At 44.7% G+C, this 20,787-nt stretch carries 18 protein-coding genes; 5 read left to right on the forward strand and 13 right to left on the reverse strand.

All coding sequences use genetic code 11. The features are described from left to right. Window positions 1-15: 15 nt before the first annotated feature. The 3 genes from mreC to purH are packed head-to-tail and all read right to left on the reverse strand — an operon-like array spanning window position 16 to window position 3,413. Complete coding sequence (gene mreC, locus K9J17_09295) at window positions 16-852, reverse strand: rod shape-determining protein MreC (protein MCF8276917.1); 837 nt, start codon at window positions 850-852, stop codon at window positions 16-18. A gap of 22 nt (window positions 853-874) precedes the next feature. Continuing rightward, the gene (locus tag K9J17_09300) at window positions 875-1,900 is read right to left on the reverse strand and encodes a rod shape-determining protein (GenBank protein ID MCF8276918.1); all 1,026 of its coding nucleotides are present in this window, start codon (window positions 1,898-1,900) and stop codon (window positions 875-877) included. 4 nt (window positions 1,901-1,904) lie between these two features. Continuing rightward, window positions 1,905-3,413 (reverse strand): bifunctional phosphoribosylaminoimidazolecarboxamide formyltransferase/IMP cyclohydrolase, encoded by a 1,509-nt coding sequence (gene purH, locus K9J17_09305; protein MCF8276919.1) that lies wholly within the window; start codon window positions 3,411-3,413, stop codon window positions 1,905-1,907. 189 nt (window positions 3,414-3,602) lie between these two features. Here purH and K9J17_09310 point away from each other — a divergent pair, with 189 nt between their 5' ends. The 3 genes from K9J17_09310 to K9J17_09320 all read left to right on the forward strand — a co-directional run bounded on the left by K9J17_09310 (window position 3,603) and on the right by K9J17_09320 (window position 6,555). Then, the gene (locus tag K9J17_09310; GenBank protein MCF8276920.1) at window positions 3,603-4,847 is read left to right on the forward strand and encodes an ABC transporter permease; all 1,245 of its coding nucleotides are present in this window, start codon (window positions 3,603-3,605) and stop codon (window positions 4,845-4,847) included. A gap of 27 nt (window positions 4,848-4,874) precedes the next feature. Beyond that, window positions 4,875-5,558 (forward strand): methyltransferase domain-containing protein, encoded by a 684-nt coding sequence (locus K9J17_09315; protein MCF8276921.1) that lies wholly within the window; start codon window positions 4,875-4,877, stop codon window positions 5,556-5,558. Between the two features lie 76 nt (window positions 5,559-5,634). Then, the gene (locus tag K9J17_09320) at window positions 5,635-6,555 is read left to right on the forward strand and encodes an alpha/beta fold hydrolase (GenBank protein ID MCF8276922.1); all 921 of its coding nucleotides are present in this window, start codon (window positions 5,635-5,637) and stop codon (window positions 6,553-6,555) included. Here K9J17_09320 and mfd read toward each other — a convergent pair. From mfd to K9J17_09335, 3 genes are all read right to left on the reverse strand, one after another. Further along, window positions 6,503-9,892 carry a transcription-repair coupling factor gene (gene mfd, locus K9J17_09325; GenBank protein MCF8276923.1) on the reverse strand — a complete coding sequence of 1,130 codons (3,390 nt, stop codon included), beginning with the start codon at window positions 9,890-9,892 and terminating at the stop codon, window positions 6,503-6,505. The two genes, K9J17_09320 and mfd, sit on opposite strands and share 53 nt — an antisense overlap. A 21-nt stretch (window positions 9,893-9,913) precedes the next feature. After that, window positions 9,914-10,930, reverse strand: a complete 1,017-nt coding sequence (gene fbp / locus K9J17_09330; protein ID MCF8276924.1) for a class 1 fructose-bisphosphatase — start codon at window positions 10,928-10,930, stop codon at window positions 9,914-9,916. 74 nt (window positions 10,931-11,004) lie between these two features. Beyond that, window positions 11,005-11,625, reverse strand: a complete 621-nt coding sequence (locus K9J17_09335; GenBank protein MCF8276925.1) for a hypothetical protein — start codon at window positions 11,623-11,625, stop codon at window positions 11,005-11,007. Window positions 11,626-11,763: 138 nt separating this feature from the next. Here K9J17_09335 and K9J17_09340 point away from each other — a divergent pair, with 138 nt between their 5' ends. Next, complete coding sequence (locus tag K9J17_09340; GenBank protein MCF8276926.1) at window positions 11,764-12,246, forward strand: GNAT family N-acetyltransferase; 483 nt, start codon at window positions 11,764-11,766, stop codon at window positions 12,244-12,246. Between the two features lies 1 nt (window position 12,247). Beyond that, window positions 12,248-13,510 carry an aspartate kinase gene (locus tag K9J17_09345; GenBank protein MCF8276927.1) on the forward strand — a complete coding sequence of 421 codons (1,263 nt, stop codon included), beginning with the start codon at window positions 12,248-12,250 and terminating at the stop codon, window positions 13,508-13,510. Here the strand turns inward: K9J17_09345 and K9J17_09350 are convergent. The 7 genes from K9J17_09350 to serS form a co-directional block, all read right to left on the reverse strand. After that, window positions 13,504-14,451: a hypothetical protein gene (locus K9J17_09350; protein ID MCF8276928.1), complete on the reverse strand. Its 948-nt coding sequence runs from the start codon at window positions 14,449-14,451 to the stop codon at window positions 13,504-13,506. The genes K9J17_09345 and K9J17_09350 overlap by 7 nt on opposite strands. A gap of 28 nt (window positions 14,452-14,479) precedes the next feature. Then, the gene (gene mgtE, locus K9J17_09355; protein ID MCF8276929.1) at window positions 14,480-15,838 is read right to left on the reverse strand and encodes a magnesium transporter; all 1,359 of its coding nucleotides are present in this window, start codon (window positions 15,836-15,838) and stop codon (window positions 14,480-14,482) included. A gap of 40 nt (window positions 15,839-15,878) precedes the next feature. After that, on the reverse strand, window positions 15,879-16,640 hold the full coding sequence (rsmA, locus tag K9J17_09360) for a 16S rRNA (adenine(1518)-N(6)/adenine(1519)-N(6))-dimethyltransferase RsmA (GenBank protein MCF8276930.1): 762 nt from the start codon (window positions 16,638-16,640) through the stop codon (window positions 15,879-15,881). Between the two features lie 105 nt (window positions 16,641-16,745). Continuing rightward, entirely contained in the window at window positions 16,746-17,057 is a 312-nt protein-coding gene (locus tag K9J17_09365; GenBank protein ID MCF8276931.1) for a DUF4286 family protein, read from the reverse strand. An 11-nt stretch (window positions 17,058-17,068) separates the two neighbouring features. Then, entirely contained in the window at window positions 17,069-18,889 is a 1,821-nt protein-coding gene (locus K9J17_09370) for a tetratricopeptide repeat protein (protein MCF8276932.1), read from the reverse strand. Continuing rightward, on the reverse strand, window positions 18,886-19,506 hold the full coding sequence (locus K9J17_09375) for a hypothetical protein (GenBank protein MCF8276933.1): 621 nt from the start codon (window positions 19,504-19,506) through the stop codon (window positions 18,886-18,888). The genes K9J17_09370 and K9J17_09375 overlap by 4 nt, the downstream gene beginning before the upstream one ends. Beyond that, entirely contained in the window at window positions 19,506-20,777 is a 1,272-nt protein-coding gene (gene serS / locus K9J17_09380; GenBank protein ID MCF8276934.1) for a serine--tRNA ligase, read from the reverse strand. The genes K9J17_09375 and serS overlap by 1 nt, the downstream gene beginning before the upstream one ends. Between the last annotated feature and the right edge of the window lie 10 nt (window positions 20,778-20,787).

Consider the following 20,787-nt stretch of genomic DNA (forward strand, 5'->3'; position numbering starts at 1 on the left):
CCATATTTAAGCAGATCAGTTGTCACTTATTTCGGCCTGTTTTTCCAATTCTATCTGCTCTATTCGCATCAGGTTATTTACCACGTAAACCACGCTGATTGAGCTCATGTCGGTCAAAAGATCAACTTCTATCGTGTAAAAATTATCTCCGTCTTCTACTTCGAACGAACGAATCGTACCGATGTTAATTCCGCTAGGAAACATGGCCGAATAACCTGAGGTCTGGATCAACATTCCTTCGGACAACTGCACGTGATTCGGAATGTCAAGTAGCTGTGCCACTTGCGGATCACTGCCATCCCACACCAAGGAGCCAATGTATTCAGAGCCGTTCAGCTTAGCGCTGATACTTGAATTCTTGTGGAGCACAGAAATAACCGAAGCAAAATTCTTAGAAACGTCCTTCACAATCCCCACGATTCCAGTTGATGAAATGACCGCCATTTCGGGCTGCACGCCTTGCAAAATGCCACGGTTTATGGTCAAGTAATTGCTCCTTCGATCGGTGGTGCTATTGATCACTCTTGCCGGGACATAAGTATAATGCTGACGCGTGACCGAGTCAATTACTTCGGTGGTGTTGGTGGAAACTTTGAATTTGGAATCCTTAAGAAGAGCTCGCAATGCTGCGTTTTCAATTGCCAACTCCTCGTTGATGGTCTTCAATCGGAAATATTCGGTGATTCCATTGTTGAATTCATACACATTTCCAACAAGTTGATTGCTAGAATTGAGAATGCTTCCGCGATGAAAGTTGTTGTTTCCGACAATCAGCCAAAAGCATGTCAATTCAAGCAATAGGAAGACGAAGAATACATGATTCCTGTATATAAAAAGCAGGACATTCTTCATGCTTCATCCCAATTGCAACCGATCATCTCATCAAAAATGGGAATCGGTCGATGTTTTTAAGTGCAATTCCAGTTCCACGCGCTACAGCCCTTAGCGGATCATCTGCAATATGTACCGGAAGTTTTGTCTTGAGCGAAATACGCTTATCCAAACCACGAAGCATAGAGCCGCCACCAGCAAGATAAAGACCCGTTCGGTAAATATCTGCCGAAAGCTCGGGCGGAGTCATCTCCAAGTTATTGAGAATGGCTGTTTCTATTTTAGTGATGGATTTGTCGAGTGCGTGAGCAACTTCTTGATAGGAAACCGTGATCTCTTTCGGGATTCCGGTCATAAGGTCACGCCCATGAACTGCGTAATCAGGTGGAGGATTGTCCAATTCGGCCAACGCAGACCCAACTTCAATCTTAATACGTTCAGCAGAACGTTCTCCAATAAGGATATTATGCTGTCTGCGCATGTAATCTTCGATGTCTGCAGTAAAATCATCGCCAGCCACACGGATAGAACGATCGCAAACGATTCCTCCTAAAGCAATCACCGCAATCTCGCTGGTTCCACCACCAATATCGATGATCATGTTACCCATCGGCTCTTCCACATCAATACCAATTCCGATAGCGGCAGCCATCGGCTCCTGGATCAAACGCACGTCTTTAGCGCCAGCGTGTTCTGCAGAGTCACGAACCGCGCGTTTTTCAACCTCGGTAATTCCCGAAGGAATGCAGATGACCATTCTGATTTGAGGTGGAAGAAAGTACCTTCTACCTGGATTGATCATCTGAATAAATCCTTTGATCATCTGCTCGGCAGCCTCAAAATCTGCGATCACACCATCCTTAAGCGGACGAATGGTTTCGATATTCTTGTGGGTTTTTCCATGCATTTGCTGGGCCTTCTTGCCTATGGCAACAATCTTCCCAGTTTGAATATCTCGGGCCACGATGGATGGCTCATCAACAACCACCTTATCATTGTAGATGATAAGTGTGTTTGCCGTGCCTAGGTCAATGGCAATTTCTTGTCTGAAGTAGTCGAAAAGACCCATTCTTTTAGTGTTTAAAATGTCGTACGCCTGTAACTACCATGGCCATTCCATTATTGTTGCAATATTCAACAGATTCACCATCTTTTATCGAACCTCCTGGTTGCACTACGGTATCGATGCCTTCGTTGTGAGCAATTTCAACACAATCTGGGAATGGGAAAAATGCATCTGATGCCATGACGGCTCCTTTCAGATCGAAGTTAAAGGACTTTGCCTTGGTAATGGCAAATCTCAACGCATCTACCCGAGAGGTCATGCCACATCCGCTTGCCAAAAGTTGCTTGTTCTTGGCAAGAACAATGGTATTGGATTTCGTGTGCTTCACCAACTTGTTGGCAAAAACGAGGTCTTCAAACTGAGCTTCTGTTGGCTTGACCTCTGTTACAGATTCCATGTCTGAGGAAGCCTGCGTACTTAGGTCTTTGTCCTGCTCCAGCACCCCGTTCAGTAACGAACGGAACTGTCGTTGTGGGAATTCACATGGTTTCTGAATCAGAATCACGCGGTTCTTCTTCTTCATTAGAACTTCCAATGCAGCGTTGCTATACGAAGGCGCAATCACCACTTCGAAGAAAAGATCGTTCATTTCAGTGGCAGTTTCTTCATCAACCTGAACGTTCGTGATGAGAATTCCACCGAAAGCTGAAACCGGATCACCGGCCAAAGCTGCTTTCCAAGCATCCACCAATTTAGGTCGACTGGCCAATCCGCAAGCATTATTGTGCTTGAGTATGGCGAATGTCGTTTCTTCAAAATCAGAGATCAAGCTCACTGCCGCATCAATATCCAACAGGTTATTGTAGCTCAATTCCTTGCCATGAATCTGGTCGAAAAGAGCTGAAATATCGCCATGGAAAAATCCTTGCTGATGTGGGTTTTCGCCATAACGCAAAACCTTGGTTCCGCTTTCTTGATGAGCAAATCCGCTTCCGGCAAAATAGCCGTGAATCGCAGTATCGTAATGTGAAGAAACCGCGAATGCCGCAGTGGCAAATTGCTTGCGCTGCTCCAATGTGGTGGTAGCTGCATCATTAAGCAACGCAGAAAGTGGCGCGTATTGGTCTTTTGAAGGAACAATCACCACATCCTTGAAATTCTTAGCTGCTGCACGGATCAACGAAATTCCACCGATATCAATCTTTTCGATGATGTCTTGCTCCGAAGCACCACTTGCAACCGTATCTTCAAACGGATACAGGTCCACAATCACAAGATCGATCTCTGGAATTTCATATTCCTCCAATTGCAAGAGGTCGCCTTTATCTTCCCTTCTTCCCAAAATGCCACCGAAAACCTTCGGATGAAGTGTTTTCACTCTTCCTCCTAAAATGGAAGGATAAGATGTCAATTCCTCAACTGGAAGTACCGAAGCACCAAGTTGTTCCAAATAAGTTTGTGTTCCACCGGTTGAATAAATGTTCACTCCGTGCTTGATGAGCTGATTGATTATCGGCTCCAGACCTTCTTTGTGGTAAACGGAAATAAGTGCGTTTTTAATGGTCTTGTTACCCACGCTGTTCAATTAGAAATTCGACAAAAGAAAATACTGGGAAAGTGTTTCCTGAAAAGTTCTCAACTCTAATAAAATCAAGGGTTTCGGAAGCTTTTTCCAAGCCGCTCAAAGGTAGCCTTTTTCACTCAATTCACTTACCTTTACACCCTTGCCAAAGGGCATTTCCTCCGAAGTTTTCAACAGCGAATGATCATATTCCTCAAGCTATTCAACGAAAGCATTAAAATGGCTTGGAATGCGCTGGTGGCCAACAAGCTCAGAACCATTCTTTCTTTGCTTGGCATCACCATCGGAATTATGGCCATCATCTTGGTTTTCACCTTCGTGGATTCGATGGAGAAGAACATCAAAGACAACATTCAATCGCTGGGCGACAACACGGTTTACATTCAGAAATGGCCTTGGGATACCGGAGCCATGCAAGAATGGTGGAAATATTGGCAGCGACCGGAAGCAGATCTCTCGGAATTCAAAGAAGTCCAGCATCGCAGCCAAGCAGCGGAAGCGGTGGTGTTCATGGCATCAAAAACCAAAACCGTTGAGCACGGTTCGAACTCAGCCGAGAACGTAAGTATCGTGGCGGTGACGCACGATTACGAGCGCATCAAATCGTTCGATGTTGTTTCTGGTAGGTATTTCACTATGGCAGAATCGAATATTGGAAGGAATGTTTGCATCATTGGAATGGCTGTGGCGCAAGGCCTTTTCCAAGAGGAAGACCCAGTTGGAAAATCCATTCAGGTTTTTGGCAGAAAACTTTTCGTGATCGGTGTGTTTGGAGTTGAAGGCGAAAGCGTTTTTGGCAATTCGGTAGATAATCAAGTGCTGATTCCGATCAATTTTGCAAGGCAAGTAATGCCCATAGATAAAGGATCATCGCAACCATTGATAATGGTGAAAGCAAAGGCTGGGATTGAAACGGAAGAACTGATAGATGAACTTCGAGGAATCATGCGCAGCATTCGCAGACTAAAACCGAAAGCTGATGACAATTTTGCACTGAATGAGATCAGTTTGCTATCAAATTCGCTTGAGAAGCTTTTTCAGATCATGAATATCGCTGGAACAATAATTGGAGGATTTTCAATTCTTGTCGGTGGCTTTGGCATTGCCAATATCATGTTTGTTTCTGTAAAAGAACGAACGCATTTGATCGGTATTGAAAAATCGCTTGGTGCGAAAAACTGGTTCATCATGATGGAATTCCTATCGGAAGCGGTTTTTCTAAGTCTGATGGGCGGAATTGCCGGCCTTCTGATCGTATTCGGACTCACCTTTTTAGCATCGATGGTCTTCGATGTGGAACTCTATTTGACCGGAACTAACATCATAAAAGGACTTGCAATATCGGTCACGATCGGGCTTATTGCTGGAGTCATTCCAGCCTACATGGCATCACAACTTAGCCCAGTAGAAGCCATCCGCAGTAAATGACATTACATTTGTGTTGTAAATCTAAGCATGGAAGCAACTGGTAAATTTTCGTGGAACCGACCTATCACCTCTTATACGAGGTTTCACTTGTTTGTGAATAAGTACTTCACTCCTCTGATTATCAATATTCCTTTTCTGGTCCCACAAAAACTCATCAAAGACAAGGAATATCTTCAGGTTGGATGTGGGTATAACATTTTTGAGAATTTCATCAATACTGATATTGAATGGAAACCTGGTGTTCTACCTTGGGATATCAGTACCATCGAAAAACACAATTATCCGATAAAAACCAATCAGTTAAAAGGAATTTACACGGAGCATTGCTTAGAGCACATACCCTTCAATGCCGTTGTAAATAATTTGAAAGAGTTTTATCGAATTCTGAAACCTGGCGGTACCGTTCGTATTGCGGTTCCAGATGGAGAAATATTCATTGATGCTTATGCGAAATCAAAGAATAATGAACCATTTAGCATCCCACATCCAGAAGAACTTGAGGAACGAACAGTTATGATGACCTTAAACAAGGTTGCTAGAGGCTATGGACATCTATTTCTTTATGATTTTGAAACTATGGAATTGATTCTAAAGGAGGCTGGATTCAAAAACATTAAGAAAGAAACATACCGGTCAGGAAGAGATACAACGTTACTTGTAGATAGTGAACTAAGAAGAGCAGAATCGCTTTACGTTGAAGCAACCAAGTAAATCTCAGTTCTGTTTATCTCCTGACAATTGTACGATTGACTACACAGCCAAATGATGCGGTGTTTATCTTGTTGCCATGATTGAGATGCTACGCACGCCCGATGAGCGCTTCTACGGACTTCCTGATTTTCCTTACGATGCGCACTACGTTGAAATCAATGGAGGAAGAATGCATTATGTAGATGAAGGAAAGGGCGAAATCATCCTTTGTCTTCATGGAGAGCCAACTTGGAGTTATCTCTACCGGAAAATGATTGCGCCTTTAAAGAAGGATTATCGCGTTATCGCCCCCGATTTTTTTGGCTTTGGCCGTTCAGACAAGTTCACACGTCAGAAAGACTATTCGTTCTACATGCATTATCGCTCGTTGATCAAATTCATCGAGAAAACAGGGCTAAAAGACATCACCTTGGTTGTTCAAGATTGGGGTGGATTGATTGGCTTGAGTGTATTGGGTAAACATCCAGAACTGTTCAAGCGAGTGGTGATCATGAACACTTCATTGCCGTTAGGAAATAAAAGAATGCCTCTTCCTTTCAGGCTGTGGAGGACTTTTTCGAAGTATTGGCCAACGTTTCCAATCAAAAACATCATTAAGTATGGAACCTATCGTTCCATTCAAGCCCAGGTAATTTCAGGTTACGAAGCGCCATTCCCAGATTCGAAATACAAGGCCGGAGCACGTGCTTGGCCTAGTCTTGTGCCTTCAAACCCGAAGGATGATGGTGTTCGGCAAATGAAACGGGCGAGAGAGGTACTAAGTCAATGGCAGAAGCCCGCTCTTGTGCTTTTTTCAGACCATGACCCGATTCTGAAAGGTGCTGATAAATGGTTCAGAGAGAATATTCCAAGTGTTCAGAATGAGCCTGAGATCATTGTAGAACGTGCTGGGCATTTTCTTCAAGAAGATCAAGGCAAAGTGATTGCCGAGCACATTCACGAATTTATTCTTCGGTCGAATGCGCGGGAGCAATCTCAGGAATCGGTTCAGGAATAATTTGGCGTAAAGCCCTCAGCGAATCACTGATTGTTGACGCTCCCTCGAAAGTCAACATCAGTTTATCGTTCTTTTGGCGCATCACACATTTCTGTGGGTTTCGCTTTATAAAATCCAACACGGAAGAAAATATGCTTCCTTGGAAGTAATTGCTTTGTGGATCTGACACGAAATAGCAGACAAGTCGCTGATTCTTCAGAATCAGTTTTTCGAAACCGATGGATGCGGCAAGCCATCTTAATCTAACTGTATCCAGCAACTGCGTTCCTTGTTTCGGAATCGGTCCAAAACGGTCAATCACCCGCTTCTCAAACGCCTGTAAGTTTTCTTCCGATTCAATATCGTCCAACTCGCGATAGAGTGCCAAACGTTCGGCAATACTATTCACGTATTGGTCTGGCAGAAGTATCTCAAGGTCTGTGTCAATCTGACAATCCTGTACGAATGGTTTCTTAGGTTCATCCTTGAAGAGCTCTTTGAACTCGTTCTCCTTCAATTCATGAATGGCCTCGTCCAATATCTTGTGATACATATCAATACCGATATCGCTGATGAAACCGCTTTGCTCAGCACCAAGAAGGTTTCCTGCTCCACGAATATCGAGGTCGCGCATGGCGATATTGAATCCACTTCCGAGGTCGGAAAATTCCTCAATGGCCTTCAATCGTTTTTTAGCATCGGCAGATAGCATACTTACCGGAGGCGCAAGTAAGTAGCAGAACGCCTTTTTATTGGAACGACCAACGCGTCCGCGCATTTGATGCAGGTCACTCAATCCAAAATGGTTCGCATTATTGATAATGATGGTGTTGGCGTTTGAAATATCCAATCCGCTTTCAATAATGGTTGTGGCAACCAATACGTCATATTCGCCTTCAATAAAACGCATCATGGTATCTTCCAACTTGGTCGGTTCCATCTGTCCGTGACCCACACAAACGTGTACATCAGGACAAAGACGAGAGATCATTCCTGCCACTTCCTTGATGTTCTCAACCCGATTGTTGACGAAGAAAACCTGTCCGCCACGACCTACTTCATACATGATCGCATCACGGATCAATTCCTCATTGAACGTGTGCAACTCGGTAATTACCGGATAGCGATTTGGTGGCGGAGTTCTGATTACTGAAAGATCGCGCGCGCCCATCAAAGAAAATTGCAGCGTTCGTGGAATTGGTGTTGCGGTAAGCGTTAGCGTATCCACGTTCACCTTCATCTTTTTCAGCTTATCCTTTACCGAAACTCCGAATTTCTGCTCTTCATCAATGATCAACAGACCAAGATCTTTGAACTGAACATCTTTACCAACAATGCGGTGCGTGCCAATGAGAATATCCACCTGCCCATCCGACAAACGCTTGAGCGTATCGTTCTGTTGCTTAGTGGTCTTAAAACGATTGATGTAATCTACCGTGCATGGGAAATCCTTTAGCCTTTCGCGAAAAGTACGCGCATGTTGCAACGCCAAAATGGTGGTTGGTACAAGAACAGCCACCTGTTTTCCATCGCATACGGCTTTAAAGGCAGCTCTTATCGCCACTTCGGTTTTCCCAAAACCCACATCCCCGCAGATCAACCGATCCATCGGATATTCCTTTTCCATATCAGCCTTGAGGGCTTCTGTGGCAGTCTCTTGATCGGGTGTGTCCTCATAAATGAAAGACGCTTCCAATTCCGTTTGAAGGTATGTGTCAGGCGTGAATGCAAAACCTTTTTGCGCTCTTCGTTTTGCGTAAAGCTTTATCAGGTCTTTAGCAATATCCTTAACCTGCTTTTTGGTTTTCGCTTTAAGGGTTTTCCAAGCTGGCGAACCGATCTTATTGATCTTCGGTTCTGAGCCGTCTTTGCTGGAATATTTAGTGATGCGATGAAGCGAATGGATGCTGACATAGAGAATGTCGTTGTCTTTATAGACAAGCCGTATCGTCTCCTGCATCTTTCCGTTCACATCGATCTTTTCCAATCCGGCAAACTTTCCTACACCGTGGTCAATATGCGTAACAAAATCGCCCGGATTGAGTCCTGATATCTCTTTTAGCGTAAGTGCCTCCTTTCCGCGTTTGTATCCTTGACGCATTCGGAAACGATGATACCGTTCGAATATCTGGTGATCGGTAAAACACGCCAATTTGAGATCGTGATCAACAAATCCTTCATGGATTGACAACAACATCGGTGTGAAATATGGCTTTGCCACATTTACGCCTTTGGGCAACGGAAGATCATCAAAGATGGAGTCCAAGCGCGTGGCCTGACCAGGATTATCCACCAACATTATGTTCTTGTATCCTTGCTTTATATTCTCGATAAGAATCTGTTGGAGCAGGTGAAAATCCTTGTTGACAGCTGGCTGAGGCGCCATATCGAACTTGAATTCCTCAGCATTCGAGAAATACGTTCGCTGTCCAAACTCAATTACACGTCTTTCTGTAATGGAATCCATCACCTCTTTCGAAGACGCATATTTTGCTTCGGGTGGAGTTTGATTGATGACTGAACTGAGAGCAGCGTACGCCTGCTTCGCTTCGCGAAGTTCTTTTTCAACTTGGAGCTTCACATCTTCCACATCTTTTACCCATACAATGGTTTTGGATGATAGGAATTCAAAGAAATTCACTTTTTCGGCCAGCAGAATCTCGTCTTGCACATTCGGTACAATCGTGGCTTTTCGCAGCGATTTAACTGAAAGCTGCTCAGCAGGATCAAAGGCTCGGATGCTATCCACTTCATCGCCAAAAAGTTCAATCCTATATGGAAGTTCTTGGGCAAATGAGAACACGTCAACGATACCACCTCGAATAGCAAATTGGCCTGGTTCATAAACCTGATCAACCCTTTCAAAATGATACTCGTGCAGCATTTCGTTGATGAAATCGAGATCGAGTTGCTCGCCAACACCAATGTTGAAGGTGCTTTTGCGCAGCATCTTTTTAGAGATGACTTTCTCTGAAAGCGCTTGTCCGTAAGTCACAATTATTTGCTGCGAAGTGCCGACCTGCAGTGCATTGAGCACCTCGCCACGCTGAATGACATTACTGTTATCTGTCTCATCCAATTCGTACGCTCGTCTGTACGACATTGGATAGAAAAGAACCTTTTTCTTCCCCGTAAGCAGCTCCAGATCACTCAGAAAATAGGCGGCTTCTTCTTTGTCTGAGAGAACTATTAAGTGATCCTGATCAGTGGTTTTTATTATTTCCGAAACCAGAAATGCGTAAGCAGAACCAGCAACACCTCTCAGCCTGATCTTAGCACTGTTGTCCTTTAGTGTCAGGCGAATAGATTCCAGTGTCTTTGATTTCTCAAAGAGCCCTACCAGTTCATCCTTTGTCATGCTACGTTTTACCTACTAAACCTAGGCGTTGGGTGAATGTTCCGCCATCAATTCCATCGCCTTTTTCACCATGTCTTCCGAACCAATGAAAAGTGGTACGCGCTGGTGCAGCGATGTTGGTTGAATATCGAGAATGCGATTAAATCCATCTGTTGCCAAGCCACCTGCCTGCTCTAAAATGAAAGCGAAAGGATTCGCTTCATAAAGCAAACGCAATTTGCCTTTTGGCGATGATGTAGTGGTTGGATAAATATAGATTCCTCCTTTGATCAGGTTGCGATGAAGATCAGCAACCGCAGATCCAATGTAGCGAGAAGTGTAAGGTCTGCTAGTTGCCTCATCCTCTACCTGACAATACTTAATGTATTTTTTCACGCCTTCAGGAAAACGTGCATAATTACCTTCATTCACGCTATAGATCTTTCCAGATTTTGGAATTTTCATGTTAGGATGCGAAAGGAAAAATGCACCGATTGATGGATCCAAAGTGAAGCCATTCACGCCATTTCCAGTGGTGTAAACAAGCATGGTGCTCGATCCGTAGATCACGTATCCTGCTGCCACCTGTTCTGTTCCTTTTTGCATAAAATCCTCAAAGGTTGCAGGGCCAGATTTAGAGGTTCTTCTGTAAATGGAGAAAATCGTTCCGATAGATACATTCACATCAATATTGGAAGAACCATCCAATGGATCGATGGCAACTACATACTGTCCATCAACCGCGTAACCCGATTTGAATTCAATTACTCCTTCATTCTCTTCCGAAGCAAGTCCACAGACTTCTCCTCTATCCTTTAAGGCGCGAATGAATTCATCATTGGCATACACATCCAATTTCTTCTGTGTTTCACCTTGAACATTTATTCCACCTACATCGCCCATAATATCCTCCATCAACCCAGCCTTGTTCACTTCTCGGTTAACCACGCGCGCGGCCAAACCAATGGCACTTAGCAAGCGCGACAACTCGCCTTTGGCGTATTTAAAATCGTCCTGCTTTTCTACAATGAATTCTCCTAAGGAAGTGACGTTGCCCATTATCGTTGTTGGATGTATTTTAAAATGAAAGACCTGCACGAAGCAGGCCTTAGGTACTTTCTATATCTCTATTGTCAAAGTTTCATGATATAGGCCAATTTGAAGAATCGCCTATCTGGTGCAATGGTCGAGCCAGCATCCACATTTACAAAGAAACCTGGCACTGGTGCTGTTCCTGGGTTTTCAGCCGAACTGGCCACAGAAATGATGAATTTATCTGTGAGATCAGGTGTGGCATTTGACCCATCGCAAAGGTTCCATCCAGAAGGAATAGAAGCAATTGTACCGGACCACATGATGATTCCACCTGTTGGCATGCCGCTGTTGGCAACTGAAACAGATGTGCTCAATTTAATCCAGTTACCAAAAGGAGGTGTTGAAGGCACTGGAAAATCGTAACGGTAGTACCAGAAATTTCCAGAATCTGGTTCATAGACCAAAAGACCGTTTGCCAACGTGTCGTTATATTGACTTTCCATAAGGTCTCGCTGAAGCTGATTAACCTGAGGAATAAGAAGTCCTTTTGAAGGAGTTCCTAAAATGACGTTGAAAGGGTTTGCAACATCAAGAATTGCTGATGGAGCAGGCGTTGTTGTTCCAATTCCCACATTGTCTGTTTGAGCAACAACCACCGAAGTGGTCAAAATTGCCATCAGAACGGTTAGAAAACCAGCACTTTTCAAAATACTTAACATTGTAAATCTAGTTGGTTCAAGTACGTCCAGTAAATAGTAAAAACACTATTTTTTTGGACGGTTAAATATAGGTTTCTTTTTGAAACCGACCGTGAGGCCCAACAATCTCAACTAAGCCGCAATTTCTACATTTGAGGGATGAACAAAGCCATTGGATTTTCTGTAAGAAAAGGAACTGAAAATGATGCCGAAGCTGTGCTTGGCATGATTAAAGAACTTGCCCTTTATGAGAAAGCACCCAGCGAAGTAACCTTGACTTTGGAAGAACTTCGAGCTGATGGATTTGGTCCAAAACGGATATACGGTCTGTTCGTGGCAGAGCACGAATCGCAGATCGTGGGAATCGCGCTGTACTACGAAAAGTACTCTACTTGGAAGGGCCGATGCCTTTTTTTGGAAGACATCATCGTTACAGAAAGCAAACGCGGATACGGAATCGGACACCAACTTTTTGAGGCCGTGGTAGGAGTGGCAAAGGCAAGGAATTCAGCACGTATGGAATGGCAGGTGTTGGATTGGAACGAGCCCGCCATCAACTTTTATAAGAAATATAAAGCCACTCTTGATGGAGAGTGGTTGAACGGGAAACTCACCCGCGAACAGATTCAAGAATTCAATTAGCATGAAGGTTTTTAAATTCGGAGGCGCATCGGTTAAGGATGCGCCAAGTGTGCGCAACGTGCACCAGATCATCTCAAGTTTCGATAAGGAGCCATTGATCGTGGTTATTTCAGCCATGGGCAAAACCACCAATAAATTGGAGGCGCTAGTGAATGCATACTTCGCAAAAGAGCCCACCGCAGCCATTTTAGAAGACCTGAGAAATTGCCATGGCGATATTGTGAGGGAATTGTTCGGTGATGCTTCAGAACCCGTTCTAGAAGACATCAACAATACCTTGGTTGAGGTGGAATGGGCATTGGACGATCCAGATGGATTGAACCGCCATTTCCAGTATGATCAGATTGTCTCCATCGGTGAAATGCTTTCCACGAAGATCATTTCGGCTTACCTCAAATTCCAAGGAGTTGCAAACACGTGGATCGATGCCCGCGATCTTATCCGAACAGACAACAATTATCAGGACGCGAAGATTGAATGGGATGAGACGCGTGCGATGACCTCGGCTACAATTGATGCTGCTTTGAAGAAAGCAAATGTGGTAGTTACGCAAGGTTTCATAGGTGGAACAAGCGAAAACTTCACTACCACTCTTGGTAGAGAAGGGTCGGATTTTACCGCGGCCATTTTGGCCCATTGTCTACAGGCAGATGATGTGACCATTTGGAAAGACGTTCCAGGTGTATTGAATGCTGACCCGAAATATTACGACAACACGGTTCTGATACCTGAAATGTCGTTTTTCGATGCGATGGAGTTGGCCTATTTCGGTACAAGTGTCATTCACCCGAAAACCATAAAACCACTTCAAAACGCGAACATTCCGCTTTACGTGAAATCGTTTGTCAATCCAGAAGCACCTGGCACAACGGTTTCAAATAAAGAAGGTCTGAAAATCGTTCCTTCTTTTATTGTGAAGCCAAATCAGGTGTTGGTTTCGCTCACTCCAAAAGACTATTCGTTTGTGACGGAAGCGCATTTCACCAACATTTATTCTGTGCTAAGTGATATAAGAATGAAAGCCAACTGTGCGCAGAATTCTGCAGTGAACTTCTCATTCAGTACCAATGATGACCCTGTAAAAATGAAGCAGCTTCAAGAACAATTAAGTGGCGAGTACTACATCGGATTGATTGAAAATGCTGAGCTGGTTACAATCCGTTATTACGATGACGAGACGATTGCCCGAACCACAAAAGGAATGAAAGTGCTGCTGGATCACCGAACGGCCACCTCGGCTCAGTTGGTGGTTAAATCTCAGTGAACCTTCGAATAGGCCTGCTGAATCTTTTCGCCTAGTACGTGCGAAATTTTTGCGTTGCTTTCAACGGTCCATCCTGCAATGTGAGGCGTCAGGATAACTCTAGGCGAATCTATCAGATATTGGAAGGCTGGTGGAATCTGCTCGTTTTCGATTTGTTCGAAATTGAATTTTTCAAACTCCAGCACATCCAAACACGCACCCAACACTTTTCCGCTTTCCATTGCACGGACCAATGCTTCAGTATCTACCACTTGACCGCGAGAGGTATTGATGAGGTAGATCGGATAATTGAGTTTTTCGAAAAAAGCATCGTTGATCATATGATGCGTTTCCTTTGTCAATGGAACGTGCAATGAAACGATCTCCGCTTCTTGGACAATGCTTTCAAGATTGGTTTCGATGACAAGATCACTTGAAAATCCTTTCTTGAACTTATCGTAAGCGTAAGTAAGTACGCCAAATCCGGCTAGCCGTTTGGCAAATGCCTGTCCGGTATTACCATAACCGATAATTCCAACGGTCCTTCCAAGCAACTCAACACCACGATTCTCTTCGCGCAGCCAAAGACCTTTCCGAACCTCAAGATCGGCCGTGTTTATCTTATTGAAAAGGCTAAGCAACATCCCGATGGCGTGTTCGGCCACCGCATCTCGATTTCCTTCGGGAGCATTGAAGCATTGAATTCCGAGCATCTTGGCATGATCCACATCGATGTTCTCCATTCCTGCGCCAGCACGAGCGATGAACCTCAAGTTTCTGGCTGCGTCCAATAATTCTTTATCCAGTTTTATTCGACTGCGGATGACGATGCCTTCATATCGACCGATACGCGAAAGGACTTCAGCCCTACTCCATGTAGTACCATCCTCGCATTCAAAATCCATCCTTTTGAGATGTGATTCGAGGTGTTCGTGAACGGTATCGAGGAAAAGGATGTGCATCTGCGCAAATTAGAACAAAGCAATGAGCTTAAAAAACCATTCCATACATCAGTCTTCCAATCATAAAATAGAAAAACAGACCGATGATATCGTTGGTAGTTGTAATAAATGGGCCAGTTGCCAACGCGGGATCAATCTTCATCCTATTCAGTGTAAGTGGCATAAATGTGCCGAAAGCTGCTGCAAACAGAATCACTGTGAGCAAAGATGTTCCAATGGTCAGGCTCAGCGCCAGCGGATATCCAAACATGAAACTATAAGCCATAAGGACAGCTGTACAAGCCAATCCGTTTAAAAGACCTACCGAAAGTTCTTTCAGAATACGCTTCACCATTCCATCCTTGCTTAGCGTATCGTTGGCAAGACCTTGAACGATGAGTGCTGAAGACTGAATACCTACGTTTCCTCCCATCCCTACAACCAAGGGAATGAAAAACGCCATCTGCGGATTGACCTGCAGTTCATCCTCATAATTTCCAATGACCATGGCACCGGCAATTCCTCCGCACATGGCCACAAGCAACCACGGAAGCCGAGCACGGCTCATAACCCAAACATTATCAGTGGTTTCGATATTCTCAGAAATACCAGAAAGCAACTGGTAATCCTTTGATGCTTCCTCGCGGACAACATCCATGACGTCATCCACGGTAATTCGTCCTAAAAGTCGCTTCTGCCCATCTACAACAGGAATAACCACAAGGTCATATTTCTCCATGAGTTTGGCCACATCCTCGCTCTTCATATTGGCCTCCACAGAAAGGATTCCTTCCTTATAAATGTCTTTGATGAGTGCTCTTGTTGAACTCAACAGCATCTTTTTGAGTGAAACAATTCCAAGCAGCACGTCATTGTCATCGACCACATAAACGGTAAAAACCTGATCCACATCCTCTGCCTGCTTGCGCATTTCGCGCACGCAATTGACTATCGGCCAATTGACGTTGACCTTGATTAGCTCTTTGGCCATCAGACCACCGGCAGAATCCTCATCATAACGTAAAAGCTGAGCAATATCGCTGGCCTGTTCATCATCATCAACCTGGGCCAAAACGTCCTCTTGCCTGTCTTCTGGAAGTTCGGCAATAAGGTCGGCCGCATCATCCGTATCCAGCTGATCGACATATTCTGCAATTTCCTCATCGGAAAGTGAAGCAAGGAATCGTTCTCGGACGTCTTCGTCCAATTCCATAAGCACTTCAGAGCCTAGCTCATCATCCAATAATTTGAAGATGAACCGTGCTTCGGTGAGGTTGACCTCATCAAGCACTTCGGCAATATCGGCTGGGTACAGTTCTCCTACTTTGGCAGAAACGGTGTCTCTGTCAAACCTTGCTATATCCTCTCTTAGTTCTTCGAGGAAGTCGTTCGTTAGCTCGAACTGCATTGCTCAAGGGCGTAGGTATTCGTTCAACTTAGCTCAAGGATCAGTCTGCCAAACACTTCGTGATCTGAACATAATCTGCCACAGAAAGCCGTTCGGCCCTGAGTGTTAGAAGATGCTCGTCTGGAGCGGTCGCAAAAGTAAGGCTTCTGAGGGCATTCCTCAAGGTCTTGCGTCTTTGATTGAACGCAGTTTTCACCACCATCTTGAATTTACTCTCATCGCAGTCCAATTCAGCAACGGTATTCCGCTTGCAACGGATCACCGCAGAGTTGACCTTCGGTGGCGGATTGAAGACCTCTGAGGGAACCGTAAAAAGGTATTCCACATCATAGAAAGCTTGAACCAATACACTCAGAATGCCATAGGTCTTTGAACCCGGACCTGCCGCAATTCGGTCGGCTACTTCCTTTTGCAACATACCGATGACCTCAGGAACCTGATTTCGATTATCCAAGACCTTAAAGAAAATCTGAGAAGAGATGTTGTAAGGGAAATTGCCAATGACGCAAAGTGGGCCATCAGTGATGTCGTTGAAATCTAGCTTCAGAAAATCACCTTCAATAAGGTTGTCGGTGAGTTGAATGAAGTGCTGATGAAGATATGCGATGGACTCTCGGTCCATTTCAATGGCGTGGATCGTATGATCTTTGGGTAACAGGTATTGCGTGAGAACTCCCGTTCCGGGACCGACTTCCAATACGTGTTTATAGTTGCCGTGACCCGTGAGCGCATCGGCAATATCAGAAGCTATTTTTTGGTCTTTAAGAAAATGCTGACCAAGATGTTTTTTGGGTTTGACCAAGGATTACCAATTAATTGAACCGCAAAGACGCAGAGTTGGCGCAAAGAACGCGAAGAAAAACTAACATCAGAAGCAGTTGCGGTGCCAAGTCCCCCTTTGGAGGATTTAGGGGGCTTCTACAGTCTCAAGCACTGTACGGAATGCCACAAACTTCCCATCAAACTTCGCTTTTACATCAGCTTGCAAACGTGGTGCGTGCGAACCTTGGTAAAACTGTAGGTCGGCCATGTTCTTACAGAGATACTGGATGGAATAGGTCACGCCACCTTCATCATGCGTTAGCAACACCTTTGCAAAGCGGTTTTCCAAGAAAAAGCCTGTTGCCATCACTTCCGGAATATGCACATCGCGCATCCACGCTACCCATTCGTCATGCACTTCTTCATTGATGTTTACGGTTACGTTGTAGATGATCATTTGCAGATGGATTAGTTCAGTAAGTCGCCACGCAAAGTTCTATATCGTTTTCGAGCTTCAACTGTGAAAAGACTTCCTGGATAATTGAGCAGCAATTCCTGATAGTATTCCATCGCCTTGGAAGTACTGTTGAGACGGTTTTCGTTGAGTAGTGCCATTCTGTAAACCGCGTCATCTGCCAAAAGATCGGTCGGATATTCTTTCCAAACGCGGTGATAATTTTCCTGAGCGAGTTCGTAATTGCCTTCCTGCTCAGCAATCTGTGCTCGTTTGTACAGAATATCATCCTGTAGGCTGTGACCTGGATAGAATTCTTCGATGCTATCGAGCCCGAGTTTAGCACTATCGAGCTTGTTCTGATAGAGGAGAAGGTCCGCACGAGCGAATGTTCGTAGCGCAGCATAGGTCGTATCCATGTATGAATTGTCGCCAATGAGCATGGCCAGATATAGCGCATCGTTGGCGATAAAATCGCTGGTAGCGGCTTTCAGCACATTGAGCTGCGCTTGAGCCCAATCAAATTGGCCAGTGTAATAAGCAAGTTTTGCGTTCTTGAGTTTGGCCGTTCGACCGATTTCGCTGGTCTTGAACATCTTCTCTGCCTGCGAATAAAGCAGCGTGGTTTCCCACACTTCACCCGTAAAAAGCAAGGCATCTGCCAATTGGATCTTCGCCATTGCAAGGTCTTCCTTGTTGATTCCCGGAAGATCGAGAACCTCGTACAACAGGTTGATTCCCTTTTCCGTATCGTGGATGTAGAAGGTATAAAGCTCAGCCAAATTCAGCATCATCTTCGCCACATTGCCATTGCGACCAAATTCATCCAAGGTTGTCAGGAATGTCTTCTCAAGGTCGAGCAATTCCTGTTCGGTGTACGATCCGCCAGCCACTGCCTTTTCGTAGAGTGTGTTCACTAGGTCTTTCTTGCAACTCAGATAATAGTAGCTGTCGCGTCCTTTTTTTATCACATACTGATAGGCTTCAATGGCAAGATCGTATGATCCGTTGCCGCGGCAGATGTGCGCAAACTGCATGATCCGTGCCCCATCTTCCTTGTTCCTTCTATCCACAGCCTTCGCTTGGGCAAATGCTTGAATGAACTTCTTCTGTTGTTCAAAATGCCAGATCAGCAATTCGGCATAAATGTCTCGCTGAGGTTGACGTTGGATCTGCCCCACAACAGCTTCTTCGAAATACTCTTGCTTCTTGCCAGTTTGATCAGCAATGAAAAGGTCCAAAAGATCGGTGCGCACTTTCGTTATCTGCGACTCATCTTCTTCCAGTGCGTTCAAGTATTCCTCTACAGCTAAATCAAATTTCCCTTGAACGTTGTACACGCTAGCCAACTCGAAATGGTAATTGTAAAGACCGTTCAACAATTTTCGGCCCTTGTCATAGGTACGTACCACGTAATCCAATTCGCCTTTGTCCGAAAACGCATTCGCCAATGCATCAATCTGCCTCTGAAAAGGTGGCAATTCTTGAATCGCCTTTGTATAGGCCTGTTCGGCCTTTTTCTCATCTCCAGCAGCCTTTTGCACGTAACCCAGATACACGTAAAGCACAGGATTCTCCTCTTTCTTGATGCGCTTCTCTACGGTCTTCTCTGCTTCCGAGAAATTCTCAAGTTTCAGCAGGCAATCAACATAATACTGAAAGAAAAACTCATCGTTGTAGCGCTTATATAGCTTCTGATAATAGATCTCGGCCTTATCATACTCGCCATTCTTAAAGTACTGCGCAGCCAATTGCTCGTCTGTCTCTGTCTGTGCCAAAAGCAACAGCGGAGCAAGCACCAAAACAACGATCGATATGTATTTCTTCAATCTCATTCTGCTTCATCAAGCTCTTTGCTCGGCAACGCGATCAGTAAACGGTCTATTTCGTCTTTTAGTTCAGCGTAGGTTTCGAAACAAGCGTTCAGTTCGGCTACTACCTGCTCTGTTCCTTCATTCAAGCTTTCCACAAAAAGGAATTCTTGCTCAATGTACAGGTTTGTGCTGTCCTTATTGGCACGTCTTTCCTTCAGATCGGTTTTTAGGTTGAAAAGCTGGTTCCGAGTTTGAACTACTTGCGCATCAATCAACTCCTTTCTCTGCAAACAACTTTGAAGATGTTCCTGCAAACCACAGAAATTCACCAACTTTTGCGCTTGATCCAATTCCAGAGTGTCTGTTAACTCATTCTGAATCTTCTGGCATTTCTCAGACACGTCTTTGACGTATTGCTGTACAAGCCGCGAATCAATTTCATTTGATGACTGCTCCACGTTATTCAGCACGCCCAGCAGACTTTCCGTTGCATTGGATTCTGCCGTAAAATCCGTTCTGCAGCTAGTCAACGCAACTATCAAAAGAGCCGTCATTGCGAGGAACGAAGCAATCTCTTTGCTGCAGCAGACAGATTGCCGCAGTCGTTCCTCCCTCGCAATGACGTGTTGAATATCCATCAATCGATTCGGTCGAATCCAGTGTACTTGTGCAACACCTCAGGAATTTCAATTCCATTCTCAGTCTGATTGTTCTCTATAAGAGCAGCCATGATTCGAGGCAATGCCAAAGCGCTTCCATTGAGCGTGTGCGCCAATTGCGGCTTATCGCTTCCTTTTCGGTAACGCAACTTCAATCGATTTGCTTGGAACGTCTCGAAGTTGGAAACGGAACTTACTTCTAACCATCGGTCCTGACCACCTGACCAAACTTCCATATCAAATGTGAGCGCAGAAGTGAAACCAAGATCGCCACCACACAAACGAAGCACACGATAGTGCAAACCAAGTTTGTCCAAGAGGCCCGTTACATGCGCCACCATCGTATCAAGTACTTCGTAGCTGGTTTCGGGCTCTACCACTTGCACCACTTCCACTTTATCAAACTGATGAAGGCGGTTCAATCCTTTCACATCCTTTCCGTAAGAGCCCGCTTCTCTTCGGAAACATGGAGAATAAGCAGTCAGCTTCTTCGGAAGTTCATCTGTATTCAGAATCACATCGCGGAAAATGTTTGTCAACGGCACTTCTGCTGTTGGAATCATGTAGAGGTTGTCTTCCTCCATGTGATACATCTGCCCTTCTTTATCAGGCAATTGTCCTGTTCCGAAACCAGAGGCTTCGTTCACCACAAATGGTGGAATGTATTCCTTGTAACCAGCGTCTCTCGCTTCATCTAAGAAGTAATTGATGAGCGATCTTTGCAATCTGGCTCCTTTTCCAATATAAACTGGAAACCCAGCACCTGTGATCTTCACTCCTAATTCAAAATCAACGAGATCGTATTTCTTCACCAACTCCCAATGCGGAGCTGGCTCAAACCCAAAACTTGGTTTGGCCCCATGTGTTGAAACCACTTCGTTATCCGTATCAGATTTTCCCTTCGGGACGCTTGTATGCGGAAGGTTAGGAAGTTGATATAGCAATTGATTTAACTCCTGCTGAACCTGATTCATCGTTTCCTGTAAAGCAGAAGATTGCTCTTTCAGCTCAGCAGCTTTTGTTTTAGCGGCATTCGCTTCTTCTGCTTTTCCTTGCTTGAATAGGCCACCGATCTCCTTCGCCAACTGATTAGATTCTGCTAGCGTAGCGTCAAGGTCGGTCTGAGTTGATTTGCGCTTGTCATCCAAGGCAATGATCTGATTGACTGTGGCTGCTGCATCAATCCCTCTCACTGCAAGACGGTCAATGACATCTTGCTTATTCTCCTGTATGTATGTGGTCTGTAACATGAATTGTAAT

This window comes from Flavobacteriales bacterium (assembly GCA_021739695.1).
Lineage (GTDB): Bacteria > Bacteroidota > Bacteroidia > UBA10329 > UBA10329 > UBA10329.

Bases quoted from the DNA above. Each gene is read 5' to 3' on its own strand.
- mreC (MCF8276917.1), bottom strand. From the start codon at position 852: ATGAAGAATGTCCTGCTTTTTATATACAGGAATCATGTATTCTTCGTC.
- K9J17_09300 (MCF8276918.1), bottom strand. From the start codon at position 1,900: ATGGGTCTTTTCGACTACTTCAGACAAGAAATTGCCATTGACCTAGGC.
- K9J17_09315 (MCF8276921.1), top strand. From the start codon at position 4,875: ATGGAAGCAACTGGTAAATTTTCGTGGAACCGACCTATCACCTCTTAT.
- K9J17_09320 (MCF8276922.1), top strand. From the start codon at position 5,635: ATGATTGAGATGCTACGCACGCCCGATGAGCGCTTCTACGGACTTCCT.
- mfd (MCF8276923.1), bottom strand. From the start codon at position 9,892: ATGACAAAGGATGAACTGGTAGGGCTCTTTGAGAAATCAAAGACACTG.
- fbp (MCF8276924.1), bottom strand. From the start codon at position 10,930: ATGGGCAACGTCACTTCCTTAGGAGAATTCATTGTAGAAAAGCAGGAC.
- K9J17_09335 (MCF8276925.1), bottom strand. From the start codon at position 11,625: ATGTTAAGTATTTTGAAAAGTGCTGGTTTTCTAACCGTTCTGATGGCA.
- K9J17_09340 (MCF8276926.1), top strand. From the start codon at position 11,764: ATGAACAAAGCCATTGGATTTTCTGTAAGAAAAGGAACTGAAAATGAT.
- K9J17_09345 (MCF8276927.1), top strand. From the start codon at position 12,248: ATGAAGGTTTTTAAATTCGGAGGCGCATCGGTTAAGGATGCGCCAAGT.
- K9J17_09350 (MCF8276928.1), bottom strand. From the start codon at position 14,451: ATGCACATCCTTTTCCTCGATACCGTTCACGAACACCTCGAATCACAT.
- mgtE (MCF8276929.1), bottom strand. From the start codon at position 15,838: ATGCAGTTCGAGCTAACGAACGACTTCCTCGAAGAACTAAGAGAGGAT.
- K9J17_09365 (MCF8276931.1), bottom strand. From the start codon at position 17,057: ATGATCATCTACAACGTAACCGTAAACATCAATGAAGAAGTGCATGAC.
- K9J17_09370 (MCF8276932.1), bottom strand. From the start codon at position 18,889: ATGAGATTGAAGAAATACATATCGATCGTTGTTTTGGTGCTTGCTCCG.
- K9J17_09375 (MCF8276933.1), bottom strand. From the start codon at position 19,506: ATGGATATTCAACACGTCATTGCGAGGGAGGAACGACTGCGGCAATCT.
- serS (MCF8276934.1), bottom strand. From the start codon at position 20,777: ATGTTACAGACCACATACATACAGGAGAATAAGCAAGATGTCATTGAC.